The sequence below is a fragment of the Mycobacteroides salmoniphilum genome, from assembly GCF_004924335.1.
GTDB lineage: Bacteria > Actinomycetota > Actinomycetes > Mycobacteriales > Mycobacteriaceae > Mycobacterium > Mycobacterium salmoniphilum.
Genome location: NZ_CP024633.1, coordinates 2,790,939 through 2,807,009, shown reverse-complemented (window position 1 = coordinate 2,807,009; position 16,071 = coordinate 2,790,939). Strand labels below are relative to the sequence as shown.

Sequence of the window (16,071 nt, the reverse complement as noted above, 5' to 3'; positions counted from 1 at the left end):
GTGCGAGGTTGCCATGGCAGCATGGGCAGTGATGACCGGATTGAACGAAGATCGTGCGACGGAGGCCAAAACCCGTCGTGAGCTGCCACTTTCCCCCTACCTCGCGGCCGCCGCGGGCAGGGTTCCCAGCCGTCCTCCGGTGTGGTTCATGCGGCAGGCCGGGCGTTCGCTGCCCGAGTACCGCGCGGTCCGTGCCGATCACGCCATGCTGGACGCTTGTTTTAATCCTGAACTGGTTTGCGAGATCACGCTGCAGCCGGTCCGCCGACACCAGGTGGACGCTGCCATCTTGTTCTCGGACATCGTGGTGCCGCTCAAGGCCGCCGGGATCGATCTCGACATCGTTCCCGATGTGGGACCTGTGATCGCCAACCCGGTGCGCACCACCGCCGATGTAGCGGGACTGCCGCGCCTGGAATCCGGACAGGTTGCGGCCGTCAGCGATGCCGTGCGACTACTGGTCGCCGAGCTGGGCGCCACGCCGCTGATCGGCTTCGCCGGCGCCCCCTTCACGCTGGCTTCCTATCTTGTCGAGGGTGGCCCGAGCCGCCACCATCAGCGCACCAAGGCGCTGCTACAGGGCGATCCCCAGACCTGGCACGCGTTGATGACCGCGCTGACCGATATCACCATCGCGTTCCTGCGCGCGCAGCTCGATGCCGGCGTGGACGCGCTACAGCTCTTCGACTCGTGGGCGGGTGCGCTGTCGCTAGCCGACTATCGATCTGCTGTACTGCCGCACAGCACAAGGATTTTCGATGAGTTCGCCGATGCGGGTGTGCCCATGACGCACTTCGGGGTGGGCACCGCCGAGCTGTTGGGTGCGATGGGAGAGGCCGGCGCCACGGTGGTCGGTGTGGACTGGCGCACTCCACTGGATGTCGCGGCCGGCCGGGTTGGCTCCGGGAAAGCCTTGCAGGGCAACCTCGATCCGGCGGTGCTGTTTGCCGGATGGCCGGTGGTGGAGCGCGAGGTGCGCCGAATCGTCGGCGAGGGCCGTCAGGCCGTGGCCAACGGTGCCGCCGGGCATATCTTCAATCTGGGGCACGGGGTGCTGCCGGATACCGATCCGGCAGTTCTCACCGATGCGGTGGCGCTGGTGCATTCGTTGTGACCTCAGCGGCGTCGTCGGCCGGTCCCTCCATTGCCATTGTGGGGGGCGGTATTTCGGGGCTGACGGCCGCGTACCGGTTGCGGTGCGAGCTCGGCGATGACGTGCGCATCACCGTGTACGACCCCGCCGAGCAGCTGGGTGGGATCCTTCGGACCGTCACCCTCGGTGAGCACCGGATCGATATCGGTGCCGAGGCATTCATCACCCGCCGCCCCGAGGTGCTGGACCTGTTGGAGGAACTGGGGCTGGCCGACCGCAGGCTCGACACCACGGGCGCGCGGCCACTCGTCTATGCCGGAGGCAGTCTGCATCCGCTGCCCACGCGGACGGTGAACGGCATTCCGGCCTCGGCCTCGTCGGTGGTCGGACTTGTCGACGAGGACACTGTGGCACGCATCGAGAGTGAGCCCCAGCGCGATATGCACTGGACCATCGGAGCCGAACCCACGGTTGCGGACCTGGTCTCGCTGCGGTTCGGTCCGCAGGTGGTTGCGCGGCTGGTCGATCCGCTGCTCGGCGGCGTGTACGCGGGTTCGGCCGCGACGACGGGGCTGCGTACGGCAGCGCCCGGCATCGCCCGGGCACTCGACGAGGGGGCGGGCAGCTTGCTCGCCGCGGCCCGGCAGGCATTGCCGCCTATTTCGGCCACCGGCATCTTCGGTGCCATCGACGGCGGGTACGCGGTGCTGCTGGAGGAACTCTGGCGCCGCGCCCGCGCCGAACATCGGCAGCGTGCGATCACCGGTGTTGCGCGCGATGGCGACGGTTGGGCGCTCACCGGCGACGGAACGTCAGCTGATCATTGTGACGCGGTCATCGTCGCGGTGCCGGCGCCCCGTGCGGCGGTGATTCTGGATGCGGTGGCACCCCAATCGGCGGCGGCGGCGCGGACCATTCCGGTTGCTTCCTCGGTAGTCGTCGCGCTGACGCTGCCCGGCGATACCCCGATTCCCGCGAATTCCGGCGTGCTCGTCGCATCGGGAGAAGCCTTGCACGCCAAGGCCATAACATTCTCGACCAGCAAGTGGGGATTGCGCGGACACAGTACCCAGGTGGTGCGGTTGTCCTATGGGCGCTTCGGTGACACCGTGGCGCGGGCCACCAGCGACGACCAACTGCGGCACTGGGCCGTTGTCGACCTGGAAACCGTGCTGGGTACGCCTGTCACGCCGATCAACTCGGCGTTGGCCCGTTGGATCGACGCGATGCCGCAGTACGGTCCCGGCCACGCGGACGTGGTGGACGCGATCCGCGCCGGGTTGCCGTCCGGGATCGCGGTGGCGGGGTCGTACCTGGACGGGATTGGGGTGCCGGCTTGTGTGGCCTCCGCCTCTCAAGCGGTGCGAGCCACCGTGGCACGATGGAGACATGGCTAGCCTCGATTTCGACACCCTCAACTCCACCATTCGCTACCTGATGTTCTCGGTGTTTCAGGTGCGCGACCAGGGACTGGGCGAGGACCGCGATACCGCCGCCGACGAGGTGGCCACCCTGATCAAACGTCATGAAGACGACGGTGTCGTGGTGCGCGGCATCTACGACGTGGCCGGGCTGCGCGCCGATGCCGATTTCATGATCTGGTCGCACGCCGAATCGATCGAGAAGCTGCAGGCGCTGTACAGCGACTTCCGGCGCACCACCGCGCTGGGTCGGGCCAGCACCCCGGTGTGGAGCAACGCGGCGCTGCACCGGCCCGCCGAGTTCAACAAGAGTCACATCCCGGCCTTCCTTGCGGGGGAGGAGGCCGGTGCTTACATCTGCGTGTATCCCTTTGTACGGTCCTACGATTGGTACCTGCTGCCCGATGAGGAGCGGCGCAAGATGCTCGCCGATCACGGCATCGCCGCGCGTGCGTACAAGGATGTGCGTGCCAACACCGTCCCCGCCTTCGCGCTCGGCGACTACGAGTGGCTGCTGGCGTTCGAGGCACCGGAGCTGCACCGTATCGTCGACCTGATGCGCGATTTGCGTGCCACCGAGGCACGGTTGCACGTTCGCGAAGAGACGCCGTTCTACACCGGGCCACGCGTCTCGGTCGAGGAACTCGTCGCCCGCCTTCCCTAGGGGATTGAGGACGGCTGCAGTGTCAGCGAGATCGAGTTGATGCAGTAGCGCTGATCCGTCGGTGTGGGATATCCCTCGCCCTCGAACACATGCCCCAGGTGGCTGTGACAGTTGGCGCACACGACCTCGACGCGACGCATACCCAGCGACTTGTCGGGCTTCAGGATCACCGCGTCCGAATCGGCCGGATCGAAGAACGACGGCCAGCCGCAATGAGATTCGAACTTCTCGGTGCTGCGGAACAGCTCGGCCCCGCACGCCCGGCAGGCGTAAACACCCTCGGTCTTGGTGTCGGTGTATTCGCCGACGAACGGTCGTTCGGTACCCGCGCGGCGCAACACCGCGAACTCCTCAGGAGTCAGTCGCTCCCGCCACTGCTCGTCGGTCAGATTCATCTTGGGGTCGTTCGATGTCGTCATCGGTCGCTGACTCCTTAGTGCTTGTCCGAGCGCTCATCCAGTCTGGATCTAGCCCGTTATCCAGTGTGCCAGCGGCCTTGGCGTCGCGGTACCGAAGCACCAGCACCATCATCACGACGATCAGCAGCAGGCACCATCCGTAGGTGATCTTCAGGTACTCCAGGACACGGCCGGTCGTCAGCCAGTGCACCAGCAGCCAGCGGTCCATAGTGAAGAAGCCGTAGATCGCCAGCCAGGCCGGCCAGTTCCGCAGCACCGAGTTGGGTAGCACGATCGTCATGATGAACGGGAACAGCGCCATCGAGTAGTAGCCCTGGCCCAGGCCCAGGAGCAGGAACGAGGCGGTCAGCACCACACCGCCGGTGGTCAGCGCCCAGAACCGGGGGTCGCGCCGGCGGTAGTACTTGTACAGCAGCCACACGCTCACCAGGGCGATCAGCAGGAAGGCGATGCGCAGGAAGCCGATCAGCGGCACGGGGAGCCCGTAGTACACGCCATTGCCGGAGATGGAGCTGTTGAAGTAGTCGCGCGTTTCGGCGAGGTACCTCATGGTGCGCCGGAAGTAGTCCCAGCCGTCGACGATCCTGACCTTGTGCGGGCCGAACATCGCCACGAGGTTGAAGAAGGCGGGGATACCGAAGGCGGCCGCGAAAACCCGCCACTGCCGGTTCAGTAGCGGCAGCAGCAGCAGGGGAGCCAAGATCGGTTTGATGACCAGCGTCAGGCCTATCGCGACGCCGGCCAACCACTCGGAGTTCTTGTGCCCGTCCAGTAGCCAGCGGAAGAACAGCACCTCCAGCAGCAGCACTACGCCATTGATGTTGGTGAAAACAATTGTGTTGGTGACGCTTTCGGTGCAGAACATGGCCAACAGCAGTGCGGGTGCGGCCACCGAGGCCAGCGTGAAGTTGAACAGTCTCAGCAGGAAGTAGGCCGCGATCACGATCGCGACGGCGTTGATGGTGATGAACCAGTACCGCGATGCGTCCACGGGCAGATATCCGAAGGGCGCCAGCAGTAGCGTGCCACCCGGTGGGTAGATGTAGTGCGGGTCGACGTAGCCGAAGTTCTCGTTGTACACCGGCAGGTGCCGCTTGAAGGCGATGACGGCACGGTAGACGGGGCCGAAGTCGTCGGTGATGTAGCCATTGGTGCCCAGCACGTAGCTGCGGTGGATGACCGCCATGATGGCGACGGGCCACAGCACCGACCGCAGGATGGTCGCGACCGAAGGCGGTGCGGTCGGAGGTTTCAGGGCCTGCGAGACGGAATTCTTGAAGCCTTCAATCAGGCTTGAAAAGGACCTATCGACTGACACCACGCAGGCACCGTACCTTGAGCGCCCAGGGCAGTTCCGGCAAGGACGACTAGGCCGGGCAGAACGTGTCGGTCTCCGGGAGCTTTCCGTCGTTCAGGTAGGCGAGGGCGGGCGGCTGTGCGCATGCGGTGTAGACAATCGCACCGTGGCCGATGCCCTGCCACATGACGCGCTTGCTCGCGGCCTTGGCGTTGATGATCACCGCGGCGGTCGCCGACACGCCCTCGCTGCCGGAGATCGGGTCGTGTTGTCCGCCGAGGATCAGCACGTCGATCTTCAAGTCCTGCGGCGGGTTCGGCTTGGATCCGCTGGGCCATTGCAGGCAGTTCACCAGTTCGAGGGCGGAAGTGCGCCCGAACAGCGGGTACTGCTTGCCCCAGGCCACCACGAGCTCGCGCACCCGATCAGGGGTGGGCCGTGCCAGCGCGTCGCTGCAGGAATTGACGAACTGCCCATCGGAATCACGCAGTGCGTTGGCCCGATCCACCAGGGGCGTGAGGGCTTCCCGGTCAGTTCCGCGCGCCGCGTTGAGTGCGTTCGCGAGATTCTGCACGACGGCGGTGCCGTCGCCGATCGGATACGCCAGCGCGGTGGTGATGGCCCTGACGACTGTTGCCCGCGACCACGGCAGTCCACCGTTCTGAGCGCGGTTTAACAAGTCGCCCACGGCGCCCGCGGGATCCGGTCCCAGCGGGCAGTTGTTCGCGACGCACTGCGCCGCGAATGCGTCGAATGCCGACTGCTCGCCCTTGAGCCGTTGCTCGGCGGCCGCCTCCGCGGCGATATCGACGGCCACCGGTGAGTCGAGCATCAGCCGGGCCAGCTTGTTGGGGTGCGATCCGGCGTAGGCCAGCGCAACGCGCGCGCCGCTGCCGATGCCGAGGAGCGCCAGGGTGGGCACATCCCATTGCGCGCGCAAGGCCTCCAGGTCCTCCGCGGCGTGCGCGTCGTTGTAGGCGGAGTCGCCGGGGGAGATGGTGTCGGTGCAGTTGGTGGTCGCGGTCTCAACGATCTTGCCCAGGCTCGCGACGGGGTCGTCACCGCCGCGGTTCTGCGCCAGGTCACGCATATCGCGCAGGTCCCAGGTGTCGCGGCAGGTGATCGCGTCGGATCGTCCGATACCGCGACGGTCGACGGCCACCACGGGGCGCTGTGTGAGCACCTGCGCGCCCGGACCGTTGAGCCATGTCGCCAGCTGGACCGAGGATGGCAGATCGGAGCCGGTGGTGAACACCAGCGGGCCGGCGTCGGCGGGTGTCTGGGAGGTCTTGGCGCGCACCGCGCCCAGGGTCACGCTGCCCGGCGCGCCGTTGATCGGGTCCAGCGGTGCCTTGTACTCGGCGCACTCGAGCGTGAACGTCGGCGATGTGGTGATGTTGGCGCTGCCGAGCACCTCACGGGTGCAGTCCTGCCAGGACAGGTCGACCTTGGGCTTGTCGATCGATGGGGGGCCGGTCGGCGGCGGTGCCGTGGCGGGGCCTACATTTCCGTGGCCCTCGTCCATGGCGAAATGCGGTCCCGCCGAGGGGCCGGGAGCGCAGCCAGCCAGTACTCCGGTCAGCAGCTGGGCAACCGCCATCGCCCCCATCAGCCGTGCACGCATGCCGACCACAGTATCGGGTGACTGTCACTCAAGCCCGTACGTGCCGCGCGAACAGGTAGCCGTCGGCATCGCCGAGCAGCAACACTCGCCGCCATGATGTGAGCACTTCGGAGGGGCCTGCCGTGATGCGGGCTGCGCCGCCGCCGACCGTGGTGGGTGCGGTGGTCAGGCACAGTTCGTCGACGAGCCGCGCCGCCAGCAGGGCGCCCAGCAGGGACGGGCCTCCCTCGCACAGCACCCGGGACAGACCGCGGCCGTGCAGCTGCGCCAGCGCCGCGCGCAGATCGACGGTCCCGGCGTTGTCGGCGACCAGAACCTGTACACCCGACACGCGGGACGCGACATTCCTCGCGCCCGAGGCCGAGGTCACCACGATGGGTGCGACCTCGGACTCGGTGAACAAGGGGATGCTCGGGTCCACCGCCCCCGAGGCCGTGACCACGGCAATCACCGGAACCTCGCTCTGCCCGCGGGCCTGGCGGCGCTGGCGCAGACCGACCGGCAGATGCGCACCGTGATACCGCTCGGCCCGCACGGTCCCGGCACCGACAAGAATCACATCGGCATTGGCGCGCATCGCCGCGAATACCGCCCGGTCGCCCTCGCCGCCGAGTCCGCCGGATAAGCCGGTTACCGTGGCGGCACCGTCCAGACTGCCAATCATGTTGGCGCGCAAGCACAGTCCATCGCCGCCCGGGTAGTCGTAGAGGTCCGCCAACTCGCCGGAATCCACCGGAGCCCCGGTCGTCAGCTGTGTGAGCTGTATCCCAGCCGGGTCCTGAATCGCCTGTTCACCGTCACTGTCGGCCACAAGGAGATCTCAACACGCCGTTACGCTGCCCGTGTGACTGATCCGCAATCCGGTGCCGTTCCGGGCCATTCCCCGTCGCTTCGCTCGCCCGGGCACCCCCAGCACCTTGCCGACCGGCACCCCACCGTCTCCAATGAGCGGCTGATTGCCCAGCTGGTGCCGCCCCCCACGTTCACCTCGGTGAGTTTCGACTCGTACCGGCCCGACCCCAACGAGCCGACGCAGGCGGCGGCCGTGGAGTCGTGCCGCGCTTTCGCTCAGGAGGCGACCATCCGCCGGGCGGGCAAAAAGAAGCTGTTCGGCAAGCGCGAGGTGCTGCCCGGGGTCGGGATTTACCTCGACGGCGGATTCGGAGTCGGTAAGACCCACCTCTTGGCATCGATCTATCACACCGTGCCCGGCCCTAAGGCGTTTGCCAGCTTCGGTGAACTGACGCAGGTGGCAGGGGTATTCGGCTTCCTGGAGTGCATCGAGCTGCTCGCCGATTACACCGTGGTGTGCATCGACGAGTTCGAGCTGGATGACCCGGGCAACACGACGCTGGTGTCGCGGCTGCTCTCGGAGCTGGTGGCGCGCGGGGTGTCGATTGCCGCCACCTCCAACACACTGCCCGAGCAGCTCGGCGAGGGCCGGTTCGCGGCCCAGGACTTCCTGCGTGAGATCAACACGCTGTCGGCGATCTTCAACACCGTCCGCGTCGAGGGCCCCGACTACCGTCACCGTGACCTGCCGCCGGCCCCCGAGCCGCACACCGATGATGAGCTTCGCGAGTTGGCGGCCTCGATCGACGGCGCCACCTTCGACCAGTTCGACGATCTGTGCCGGCACCTGGCGAGCATGCACCCGTCGCGGTATCTGACCCTGATCGAAGGTGTGACGGCGGTGTTCATCGCGGGCGTGCAGCAGGTGCACGATCAGGCGGTGGCGCTGCGGATCGTCGCTCTGACGGACCGCCTCTACGACGCGGGTATCCCGGTGGAGGCCTCGGGGGCGAAGCTGGACACGGTTTTCGACGACGAGATGGTTGCCGGCGGATTCCGCAAGAAGTACCTCCGTGCCACCTCGCGGCTGCTGGCGCTCAGCGCGGCGCCGCTACCAAGCACTGCATGACATAGTCGTTCTCCAGGCGTTCGCCCACCTGGAAGGTCTTCGTGCCGCTGCGGTTGAAGCCGTGCTTAGCGTAAAAGCGCTGCGCGCGTTCATTTTCCTGGTTGACGCCCAGCCAGACTCCGATGGCCCCGCGCTCGGCGGCGTCGGCGAGGGCCGCGGTCATCAGCGCGCTCGCCACCCCCGCCTGATGGAACTCGGGCAGCACGTACATCTTGGAGAGCTGCATCGCGGGCCGTAGCGTGACGGCCCATTGTACGTCGGGATCCTCGACCACGCCGTTGACGAGCATCGAGTACCCGATGATGACGTCGTTCTCGCGTGCCACCAGTACCCGGTGCTCGCGGATGTACTCGTCGAAGTTGTTCGTGCTGAGGTTGGCCGCGATGAACGCGGCGATGTCCTCCGGTGTTGACGAGGGGGGACACGCGAGCGGGAAGGTACGAGCGGCGACGGCGGCGACTTCTGCGCTGTCGGCAGCCGTCGCGGTGCTGACCTGAATCGGCATGACGGGCACGCTACCTATACTTGGCGCGGTTCCGAGACAGCGACCATGTTGATGATCAACCCTGAGGAGCACCATATGACGCGGCGCGTGACGGCCTTCGGCGAGATTCGTGACGCCGTGGTGGGGCAGGGCCTGCGCACACTCGCCCGCACCACCCCGTGGGTGGAAACCGAGCTGGTGGGTATCGCGCAGGTGGTCAAGCCCGGAGATGTGTGCCTGGACGTGGGTGCCGCCGCCGGTTTCTACACCGCGGAGCTGGCGCGTCTGGTGGGCGCGGACGGCCTGGTGTACAGCCTGGAGCCGCTGCGGTTCGCCCATGCGACCTCGTCGGCGGCGCTGGGGCTGCGTAGCGCGCAGAACGTACGCCGTCACGCCGTCGCACTCGGCACCAACCCGGGTGAGCAGGTCATGAGCGTTCCGCTGCGCAACGGCAAGCCGATCACCGGACGGTCCTTCGTCGACGCCGGGGCCGACGGGCTGGGCTCGAACGCCGAGTTCGATGAGCACATCCGGGTCGTCGTGGACACCGAGACGTTCGACGGCTTCTGCGAGCGCCTGAGCATCACGCGGATCGACTTCGTGAAGATCGATGTCGAGGGCGCCGAACTCGATGTCCTGGTGAGTGGCGAGAAGACCATCGAACGGACCCGTCCGGCGATGATGCTCGAGGTAGAGGATCGCCACATGGAGCGGTTCGGGCGCACCGCCGAGGACATCGTCGCGTGGTTCACCGCGCGGGATTACCGGATGTCGGTATGGAGCGCCGACTCGTGGCGGCCCGTGGACAAGGTCACCGATACCTTCCGGAACTATCTGTTCCAGCCTCGCTGAGAGCTCAGAGGTCCCACTGGGCCAGGTGGACCTGGGTCTGCGACGAACGCAGCACGATATGCCGCACCGGTCCGCGATAGACGTCCCAATACACCGCGCCGCTCACCGTCGAGCCCTGTGGCGCGTTACGCAGCGCGTAGTTCAGATCGTCGGGTTCGTCGGTGCGCTGGGGCTCATAGGCATCTCCGGTTTCCGGTGAGATGCCGCCGAGCTTGAGCGCCATCAACAACGCGTACGCGTTGGGCACCTTGGTCGGCCGGATGGTCACGTACGCCTTCCAGATGATGCCGCGTGGGGGAGCCATTCCGGCCGGGACACCAGTGGGTTCGATGTTGTGCACGGTGACATCGGCGCCGATGGTGCCGTAGTCGAAATGCAGCGTCTCGCCGATGTGCCCGATGGGCGTCACCCGCTCGGGTTGTGCGGTCGCCGTCGGAGCCAAGGCCATGGCGAGGGCAGTGAGGGCGGCGATGAGCGGGAACACGGGGCGTAGACGCACCCAGCGATCTTGGCACACGTCGCGGCGGGGACGGTGCCACATGGCTCTTCGGCATTCGCCCGGTATGGAGGCGCTGACAACCTACGATGTCCTGATTGGAGCGGTTCGCCGCACCGGAGGGGACGTGAAGTATGCGCGTATTGATCACTGGCGGTACCGGATTCGTGGGTGGATGGACGGCGAAGGCCATTGCCGACGCCGGGCATCAGGTCCGCTTTCTGGTGCGTAAGGAAGCTCGCCTGCACACCACGGTGGCGACGCTCGGTGTCGACGTATCCGACTACGCCGTCGGCGATATCACCGATCGGGACTCGGTCGAGGCCGCGCTCGACGGATGCGACGCGGTACTGCACAGCGCGGCCATGGTCAGCACGGATCCCCAAGAAGCCGACCGGATGATGTCCATCAACCTGGAGGGCACCCAGAACGTCCTCGGGACGGCCGTTGACCGGGGCCTCGATCCGATTGTGCACGTTTCCAGCATCACCGCGCTGTTTCGGCCGGGTCTGGAAACCTTCGAGGCGGACCTGCCCGCGGCCGGAGGCAGCGATGGGTACGGTCAGTCGAAGGCGCGGGTCGAGCTGTACGTGCGCGACTTGCAGCAATCCGGTGCACCGGTGACCATCACGTACCCGGGCATGGTGCTGGGACCGCCGGTCGGAAATCAGTTCGGTGAGGCCGCCGAGGGCGTGCGCTGGGTCCTGCTGATGAGGTCGGTCCCGGGACGCAGCGCGGCATGGCTGGTGGTCGACGTCCGAGACCTCGCTGCCCTGCACGCCGCGCTGTTGGAACCGGGGCGGGGACCGCGGCGCTACACCGCGGGCGGTCATCGGCTGGAGGTGGATGAGCTGGTGAATGTGTTGACCGATGCGGCCGGTAGCACCGTGCTGGCCGTCCCGGTACCCGATTTGCTGCTGCGCGTGGCGGGAACGGTGATGGATCAGCTCGGCCGTTATGTCCCGCTCGGTACCCCGATGACCGAGGCAGGTATGCAGTACTACACGCAGATGCCCGCCTCCGATGACTCACCCAGCGAGCGTGAACTCGGTGTCACCTACCGTGACCCGCGGGAAACACTGACGGACACCATCGTCGCCTTGCGTGGTCAGCAGGCGCCCTCGAGACTGTTCGGCTTGTGGCCCTTCTCCGAATAGAGCGCCTCAGCGCGCTGCCCGTCGGCGAAGCCTTCGCGCGAATCACCGACTGGCCTCGGCACAGCGAGCACATTCCGCTGACGACGGTATCCGTGACGAGCGATCTGCCCCCGGGGGTAGGTACCACGTTTGTAGGGCGAACAGGGCTGGGAACCATAGGGTTTGACGACCCGATGACGGTCACGTGGTGGCAGCCACCGCGAGAGGGGAGCCCCGGCCGCTGCCGACTGGAGAAGACGGGGACGTTGATTCTGGGGTGGGCCGAGATCGAGGTACAGGCGCGAGGGCGCGGTTCACGCGTGGTCTGGACCGAGGAGGTGAGCATTCGCGGCCTGCCGCGCGTCTTCGACCGGTTGGCCCAGGCGGGCGGGCCGTGGATGTTTGGCCGCGCGATCGAGGGATTGTTGCGCTAGCGGGAAGCGCGCCACCGCGCGATGGCGATTCCGATCTCGGTGGCGGGTGGCTCGCCATAAATCCACTCGCGCGCGATGCGATGCCAGTTGCCGGTGACATTGAGCTGGCCGAGTACTCCGAAGGTGTAGAAATCTGCACGACGCGAGAAAATGTGCTCGGGAGGTAGGTTTTGCCTGCGCATTCCGGTGAACTCACTGGAGCGTGGGTCCACCGCGAGAATCATGGCGCTGGAAGCGATTTCCGGGGTGATGGTCATTTCCTCGTCGACAAGATTCCATCCCGAAGCCGCATGGCAGTACTCCAGACAGTTCTGGGGGGAGACGTCCGAATGGGAGTCGACGATCCCGCGCGCCACCATCGCGTCGTACATGTCCTGGGCGCGTCCCTCGGTGGCGGCACGCATGATCGTCCGTTCAAAGTCGACGTGTTCGGGGTCCATCCGGTTGTACAGCCCGAAGTCCACGAACCCGACGGTGCCGTCGGCCGTGCGCAGAATGTTTCCCGGATGCGGGTCGCCGCAGAAGTCGTTGTCCTGGAACAGCGATCCGATATAGAACCGGAAAATCAGTTCACCGATCTGGTTGCGCTCTTCGTCGGGGAGCGTCTGCATGAAGGGAAAGGACTGGCCGTCAATGAATTCCGTCACGAGGACCTGTGACGTGCACATCTCGGGTACGCAATCGGGGATGACGATGAACGGATGTCCGCGGTAGCGTTCGGCGATCTCGTGTTGGGTGCGCGCCTCGCGCGGATAATCGAGCTCGCTTTCCAAATTCATGGAGATCTCGTCCATGAAGGCCGAATTCGAGAGCGTCGGTAGCGCTTTGCGCCAGAACTTCGTGAACAGCGCGAGGTTCTGCATGTCCGCGTGCACGGCCTCGTCGACCCCGGGGTACTTGACCTTGACCGCGACCGCGCGCCCGTCGTGCAGGACGGCTCGGTACACCTGGCCGATGGAGGCGGCAGCGACGGGCGTTTCGTCGAAGTCGCGGAAGCTCTTCTGCAGCACGCCCAGGTTGGACTCGATGATCGGGCGCATCACCGTGAACGGCTCGCGCGGAGCCTGATCGCGCAGTCGGGCCAACTTCTGCCGGAAGCGCTCGCGATGGGCTTCGGGCACCATGTCCACTTCCAGCATGGACAGCAGTTGGCCGAGCTTCATCGCCGAACCCTTGAGGCCGCCCAGCACGGTCACGAGCTGATCGGCTGCCTGCAGCGTAGAACGTTCCGCGAGGAGCGCACGTGCTTGTTCGGATCGCCCGATCATGGAGAGTCGACTGCTCGCGGTGCGTACCGCTTGCCCGGCCGCCAACTTGCCGAGCGCCCGGCCACGAGTGATACGTGCCAGGGGGACCCCGTCGGTCATGCGGTACCGCCGCGTGTGCTGGTGAACGCCAGGTGCAGCGGCTGGTCGGGATCAAGGGTCAGGCCGTTGAATTCGGCGATCGATGCGGCGAGTCCGGACAGGACAGTGGTCAGGTACTCCACGAATGTCTCGATGGGCATCGGTTGGGCACGTTGCTGATTGGGGCCCAGGAACCATTCGGTGGCGGTGCCGATGGCACCCGCGGCAGAGCTGACCGCCAGATCCGCGTCGTCGATGTCCACCGTCTCGTCGTCGATCGCGTTCGACAGTATTTCGGCGATGTCGTGCGTCATCTGCTGCGCGGTCTCCACCAAACGCTCGGTGCCGTCACTGGAATTGATGAAATGGCCGTGCACGATGAAGCGCAACACGTTCGGGTGATCCGAAATCATGCGTGCGTACTCGTTGGCACCGTGTTCGACCAATTCGCGCGCCGAGTCTGTCATCAGATTGATTCGGCCCATGGCCGCGTTCCACACCATGTCCTGCACGCGTTCCAGCACAGCGCCGTGCAAGTCGGCCTTGTCTTCGAAGTAGCGGTACAACTTCGGTTTGGCAACCCCCGCCTCGCGCGCGATGTCGTCCATGCTGACGGTCGAGCCGATGGCATCGATCGCGCGAAACGCGGCATCCAGCAATTCTTCCCGGGCAACCTTGCGGCGGTCGCCACGCCGGGCGGCGACGGGGCCGGCCTTCGACGCGATGGCTGTAGTCACGCTTTCCACGCCTCTCATCACCAGTGATGGTACGTGTGCCGGGCCCCTGGTTCGCCAGTTCGAGGGGGACACACGTGTGCTGCCTATTGTGCTCACGCCGTGCGGTATGGATACTACCAGTAGTACTCAGAGTACTACTAAGAAATTGCCAGGTCAGGCGTCAACGGAGACGTCTCAGGAAAAGGAGTTCCGTCATGGCTGTTGTCGAACAGGGGCGGCGGGGAGTCGCGGCGCGCGAGTTGCCCAAGGTGCGCCGGATGAACTTCCGGTTCGGTGAGCCGGCCCCCATGAAGAAGCACTACGTCGAGGGCGACATCGTCTTCAGTCATTTGGTGTCGCTCCTTTCCGGTGCGTTTCCTCCCGGCGAGGAGTCCTTCATCAGGTCCGTGCGCAACTACGCCGACCAGATCACCGATCCGGTGTTGAAGAAGCGGGTGGCGGGTTTCATCGGGCAGGAGGCCATGCATGGCCGCGAGCACCGCAAGCTCAACGAGAAGATCATCGATATGGGCTATCCCTTGGTCCGGATCATGAACTTCGAGGAGGGGAGTCGGCGCGAGAAGTTCCTCATCGCGCTGGAGAAACGCGCACCCAGAATCGCGCATCTGGCGATGACCGCCGCCGCCGAGCATTACACAGCGGTGCTGGCCCAGCGGGTGCTCTCCAGTGCTGAGCTGCAAGAGATTCCGATGTCCGATGAGGTCCACCACCTCCTGAACTGGCATGCCATGGAGGAGATGGAGCACAAGTCGGTCGCCTTCGATGTGTATCGCTCGGTGGGTGGTCCGGAGTCGGTGCGCATCGGTGTGATGTCACTGATTTGGGCGGGCACGCTGCCCCTGATGACGCTGGCCGTCTTGGCGTCGATCCTCACTGACCCGAGCGGCTGGAAGCCGTTGGCGGTGCTGCGCCAGACCATCGATGTGTACCGCGGCCCGCTGGTGAAGGGTCTGATGCGCGATATCGCCGAATACATGCGCCCCGGGTTTCATCCCGATGATGTCGACACCGAGGAACTGCTCGAGACATGGCAGGGAATCCTTTTCGGTTCCGAGGGCGAGCTGAATGATCGCTTGCCCGGCCGCCGTGCGGTGGGCCAGTGACGGCAGAAGCCATCCGGGTCACCGGCAGCGACACGACCGGGAACGCGGTCCTGGAGGTTGAAATCTACGGCAGCACACATGTTTTGGACTGGCCTAGGGGCAAGAAGCTGCTCGACGTACTCCTGGACGCGGGGATCGACGCACCCTATGTGTGTCGCGAATCGGCCTGTGCCACCTGCATGTGCTCGGTGCAATCGGGTCAGACGCGGATGCTGATGAACGAGTCTCTCATCGACAGCGAGGTGGCCGAGGGGTTCACGCTGGCGTGCCAGACGCTACCGGAATCCGACCGGGTGCAGATCTTCTTCGATGCGTGAGCAAGGACTCCCGCGACACCTGACGAAAGTTACGCCAGGCGTCGCGGGAGAACCGTGCCCGGGTCCACCCGCAAACCCGCAGGGCCGGGCCATGATCCAACGCCACTGCAGCGGTGGCGCCCGCCGCCACGACCATCCAGCACGCACGCATCAGCATCTTGACGGTCCGTGGAGTGGACGCGAATCCCTCGCGTAGAGAATCGATCTGGAACGCCACGTGGTGATGCTCATCGTCGAGGATTCGCATGGACATCGCTTCCACCGCGGGGTCGCCGCACTGTGACATCGCGGCGTAGTAACTCAGTGCGATCACCTCGGCCACCGTCAGCACCATCAGCTCCCAGCGCAGCGTGAACATCCGACGAGCCCATACGAACACCGAGTTCGACCAATGTTGCGACAGTGGCGGCACATCGAGGTGCTCCAGGCTTCGGCCCAGGAGATGAGCGTGCTGCTGCTCTTCGGCGACGAACAATTCGAGCGCCCGCGCGTAGTGGGGGTCACCTGTGCGCGCCTTGTGTAGCAGCACCTCGCCATCGCCGCGTTCGCCGATCTCGAAGCGCTGCAAGGAGCGGCCGATGGCCACAGCGGACTCAGTGGACAGCACAGTGTCGCCACGCCAATTGACCGCAGCGTCGACCAGGCGGTTGTGCGTGCGGTTCCGCTCGAAATGGTCGACCCAGTTCATGCCGCACGGTAGCAATCAGTTGTGAAGCACCTGTGAAGA

The 16,071-nt window shown here is 65.7% G+C and carries 18 protein-coding genes; 9 read left to right on the top strand and 9 right to left on the bottom strand.

Going from position 1 to position 16,071, the window contains the following annotated elements; genetic code table 11:
* The first annotated feature begins 13 nt into the window (after positions 1 to 13).
* From hemE to hemQ, 3 genes are read left to right on the top strand one after another with little or no spacing between them, the layout of a single operon-like run.
* Positions 14 to 1,114 (top strand): uroporphyrinogen decarboxylase, encoded by a 1,101-nt coding sequence (gene hemE, locus DSM43276_RS13850; protein WP_169053058.1) that lies wholly within the window; start codon positions 14 to 16, stop codon positions 1,112 to 1,114.
* Complete coding sequence (locus DSM43276_RS13845; protein ID WP_109556136.1) at positions 1,111 to 2,490, top strand: protoporphyrinogen oxidase; 1,380 nt, start codon at positions 1,111 to 1,113, stop codon at positions 2,488 to 2,490. The genes hemE and DSM43276_RS13845 overlap by 4 nt, the downstream gene beginning before the upstream one ends.
* Positions 2,483 to 3,178 (top strand): hydrogen peroxide-dependent heme synthase, encoded by a 696-nt coding sequence (hemQ, locus tag DSM43276_RS13840; RefSeq protein ID WP_078330057.1) that lies wholly within the window; start codon positions 2,483 to 2,485, stop codon positions 3,176 to 3,178. Before DSM43276_RS13845 ends, hemQ begins: the two co-directional genes overlap by 8 nt.
* Here the strand turns inward: hemQ and msrB are convergent.
* The 4 genes from msrB to DSM43276_RS13820 all read right to left on the bottom strand — a co-directional run bounded on the left by msrB (position 3,175) and on the right by DSM43276_RS13820 (position 7,329).
* Complete coding sequence (gene msrB / locus DSM43276_RS13835) at positions 3,175 to 3,573, bottom strand: peptide-methionine (R)-S-oxide reductase MsrB (protein WP_078330056.1); 399 nt, start codon at positions 3,571 to 3,573, stop codon at positions 3,175 to 3,177. The genes hemQ and msrB overlap by 4 nt on opposite strands.
* Positions 3,530 to 4,888: a glycosyltransferase family 87 protein gene (locus DSM43276_RS13830; RefSeq protein WP_234803058.1), complete on the bottom strand. Its 1,359-nt coding sequence runs from the start codon at positions 4,886 to 4,888 to the stop codon at positions 3,530 to 3,532. Before DSM43276_RS13830 ends, msrB begins: the two co-directional genes overlap by 44 nt.
* Before the next feature lie 76 nt (positions 4,889 to 4,964).
* Positions 4,965 to 6,518 carry an alpha/beta fold hydrolase gene (locus tag DSM43276_RS13825; RefSeq protein ID WP_078330178.1) on the bottom strand — a complete coding sequence of 518 codons (1,554 nt, stop codon included), beginning with the start codon at positions 6,516 to 6,518 and terminating at the stop codon, positions 4,965 to 4,967.
* 28 nt (positions 6,519 to 6,546) lie between these two features.
* Positions 6,547 to 7,329: a pyrimidine reductase family protein gene (locus DSM43276_RS13820; RefSeq protein ID WP_078330054.1), complete on the bottom strand. Its 783-nt coding sequence runs from the start codon at positions 7,327 to 7,329 to the stop codon at positions 6,547 to 6,549.
* A gap of 141 nt (positions 7,330 to 7,470) precedes the next feature.
* Here DSM43276_RS13820 and zapE point away from each other — a divergent pair, with 141 nt between their 5' ends.
* A complete protein-coding gene (zapE, locus tag DSM43276_RS13815; protein ID WP_099051771.1) occupies positions 7,471 to 8,439 on the top strand; it encodes a cell division protein ZapE in 969 nt (322 codons plus the stop codon).
* On the opposite strand, the gene DSM43276_RS13810 is transcribed toward zapE, so the two are convergent.
* On the bottom strand, positions 8,408 to 8,944 hold the full coding sequence (locus tag DSM43276_RS13810; protein ID WP_078330052.1) for a GNAT family N-acetyltransferase: 537 nt from the start codon (positions 8,942 to 8,944) through the stop codon (positions 8,408 to 8,410). The two genes, zapE and DSM43276_RS13810, sit on opposite strands and share 32 nt — an antisense overlap.
* A 75-nt stretch (positions 8,945 to 9,019) precedes the next feature.
* Between DSM43276_RS13810 and DSM43276_RS13805 the strand changes: the two genes are divergently transcribed.
* Entirely contained in the window at positions 9,020 to 9,775 is a 756-nt protein-coding gene (locus DSM43276_RS13805; protein WP_078330177.1) for an FkbM family methyltransferase, read from the top strand.
* Positions 9,776 to 9,779: 4 nt separating this feature from the next.
* Here DSM43276_RS13805 and DSM43276_RS13800 read toward each other — a convergent pair whose 3' ends face one another.
* Positions 9,780 to 10,274: a DUF1942 domain-containing protein gene (locus DSM43276_RS13800; protein ID WP_109556154.1), complete on the bottom strand. Its 495-nt coding sequence runs from the start codon at positions 10,272 to 10,274 to the stop codon at positions 9,780 to 9,782.
* A gap of 131 nt (positions 10,275 to 10,405) precedes the next feature.
* On the opposite strand from DSM43276_RS13800, the gene DSM43276_RS13795 reads away from it, so the two are divergent.
* Both DSM43276_RS13795 and DSM43276_RS13790 read left to right on the top strand, forming a co-directional pair.
* Complete coding sequence (locus DSM43276_RS13795; protein WP_078330050.1) at positions 10,406 to 11,428, top strand: SDR family NAD(P)-dependent oxidoreductase; 1,023 nt, start codon at positions 10,406 to 10,408, stop codon at positions 11,426 to 11,428.
* Positions 11,410 to 11,841: an SRPBCC family protein gene (locus tag DSM43276_RS13790; RefSeq protein WP_078330049.1), complete on the top strand. Its 432-nt coding sequence runs from the start codon at positions 11,410 to 11,412 to the stop codon at positions 11,839 to 11,841. Before DSM43276_RS13795 ends, DSM43276_RS13790 begins: the two co-directional genes overlap by 19 nt.
* Here DSM43276_RS13790 and DSM43276_RS13785 read toward each other — a convergent pair.
* Complete coding sequence (locus DSM43276_RS13785) at positions 11,838 to 13,208, bottom strand: ABC1 kinase family protein (protein WP_078330048.1); 1,371 nt, start codon at positions 13,206 to 13,208, stop codon at positions 11,838 to 11,840. The two genes, DSM43276_RS13790 and DSM43276_RS13785, sit on opposite strands and share 4 nt — an antisense overlap.
* The gene (locus tag DSM43276_RS13780; RefSeq protein WP_078330047.1) at positions 13,205 to 13,933 is read right to left on the bottom strand and encodes a TetR/AcrR family transcriptional regulator; all 729 of its coding nucleotides are present in this window, start codon (positions 13,931 to 13,933) and stop codon (positions 13,205 to 13,207) included. Before DSM43276_RS13780 ends, DSM43276_RS13785 begins: the two co-directional genes overlap by 4 nt.
* A gap of 185 nt (positions 13,934 to 14,118) precedes the next feature.
* Between DSM43276_RS13780 and DSM43276_RS13775 the strand changes: the two genes are divergently transcribed.
* Both DSM43276_RS13775 and DSM43276_RS13770 read left to right on the top strand, forming a co-directional pair.
* Positions 14,119 to 15,027: a metal-dependent hydrolase gene (locus DSM43276_RS13775; RefSeq protein WP_078330046.1), complete on the top strand. Its 909-nt coding sequence runs from the start codon at positions 14,119 to 14,121 to the stop codon at positions 15,025 to 15,027.
* Entirely contained in the window at positions 15,024 to 15,344 is a 321-nt protein-coding gene (locus DSM43276_RS13770; RefSeq protein ID WP_078330045.1) for a 2Fe-2S iron-sulfur cluster-binding protein, read from the top strand. Before DSM43276_RS13775 ends, DSM43276_RS13770 begins: the two co-directional genes overlap by 4 nt.
* Here DSM43276_RS13770 and DSM43276_RS13765 read toward each other — a convergent pair.
* On the bottom strand, positions 15,283 to 16,032 hold the full coding sequence (locus DSM43276_RS13765) for a hypothetical protein (RefSeq protein ID WP_078330044.1): 750 nt from the start codon (positions 16,030 to 16,032) through the stop codon (positions 15,283 to 15,285). The genes DSM43276_RS13770 and DSM43276_RS13765 overlap by 62 nt on opposite strands.
* Positions 16,033 to 16,071: the final 39 nt, after the last annotated feature.

What these genes read in the sequence shown, in the direction of transcription:
- DSM43276_RS13765 (WP_078330044.1), bottom strand. Translation starts at nt 16,032, where the DNA reads ATGAACTGGGTCGACCATTTCGAGCGGAACCGCACGCACAACCGCCTG.
- DSM43276_RS13785 (WP_078330048.1), bottom strand. Translation starts at nt 13,208, where the DNA reads ATGACCGACGGGGTCCCCCTGGCACGTATCACTCGTGGCCGGGCGCTC.
- DSM43276_RS13810 (WP_078330052.1), bottom strand. Translation starts at nt 8,944, where the DNA reads ATGCCGATTCAGGTCAGCACCGCGACGGCTGCCGACAGCGCAGAAGTC.
- hemQ (WP_078330057.1), top strand. Translation starts at nt 2,483, where the DNA reads ATGGCTAGCCTCGATTTCGACACCCTCAACTCCACCATTCGCTACCTG.
- DSM43276_RS13775 (WP_078330046.1), top strand. Translation starts at nt 14,119, where the DNA reads ATGGCTGTTGTCGAACAGGGGCGGCGGGGAGTCGCGGCGCGCGAGTTG.
- hemE (WP_169053058.1), top strand. Translation starts at nt 14, where the DNA reads ATGGCAGCATGGGCAGTGATGACCGGATTGAACGAAGATCGTGCGACG.
- DSM43276_RS13795 (WP_078330050.1), top strand. Translation starts at nt 10,406, where the DNA reads ATGCGCGTATTGATCACTGGCGGTACCGGATTCGTGGGTGGATGGACG.
- DSM43276_RS13825 (WP_078330178.1), bottom strand. Translation starts at nt 6,518, where the DNA reads ATGCGTGCACGGCTGATGGGGGCGATGGCGGTTGCCCAGCTGCTGACC.
- msrB (WP_078330056.1), bottom strand. Translation starts at nt 3,573, where the DNA reads ATGAATCTGACCGACGAGCAGTGGCGGGAGCGACTGACTCCTGAGGAG.
- DSM43276_RS13805 (WP_078330177.1), top strand. Translation starts at nt 9,020, where the DNA reads ATGACGCGGCGCGTGACGGCCTTCGGCGAGATTCGTGACGCCGTGGTG.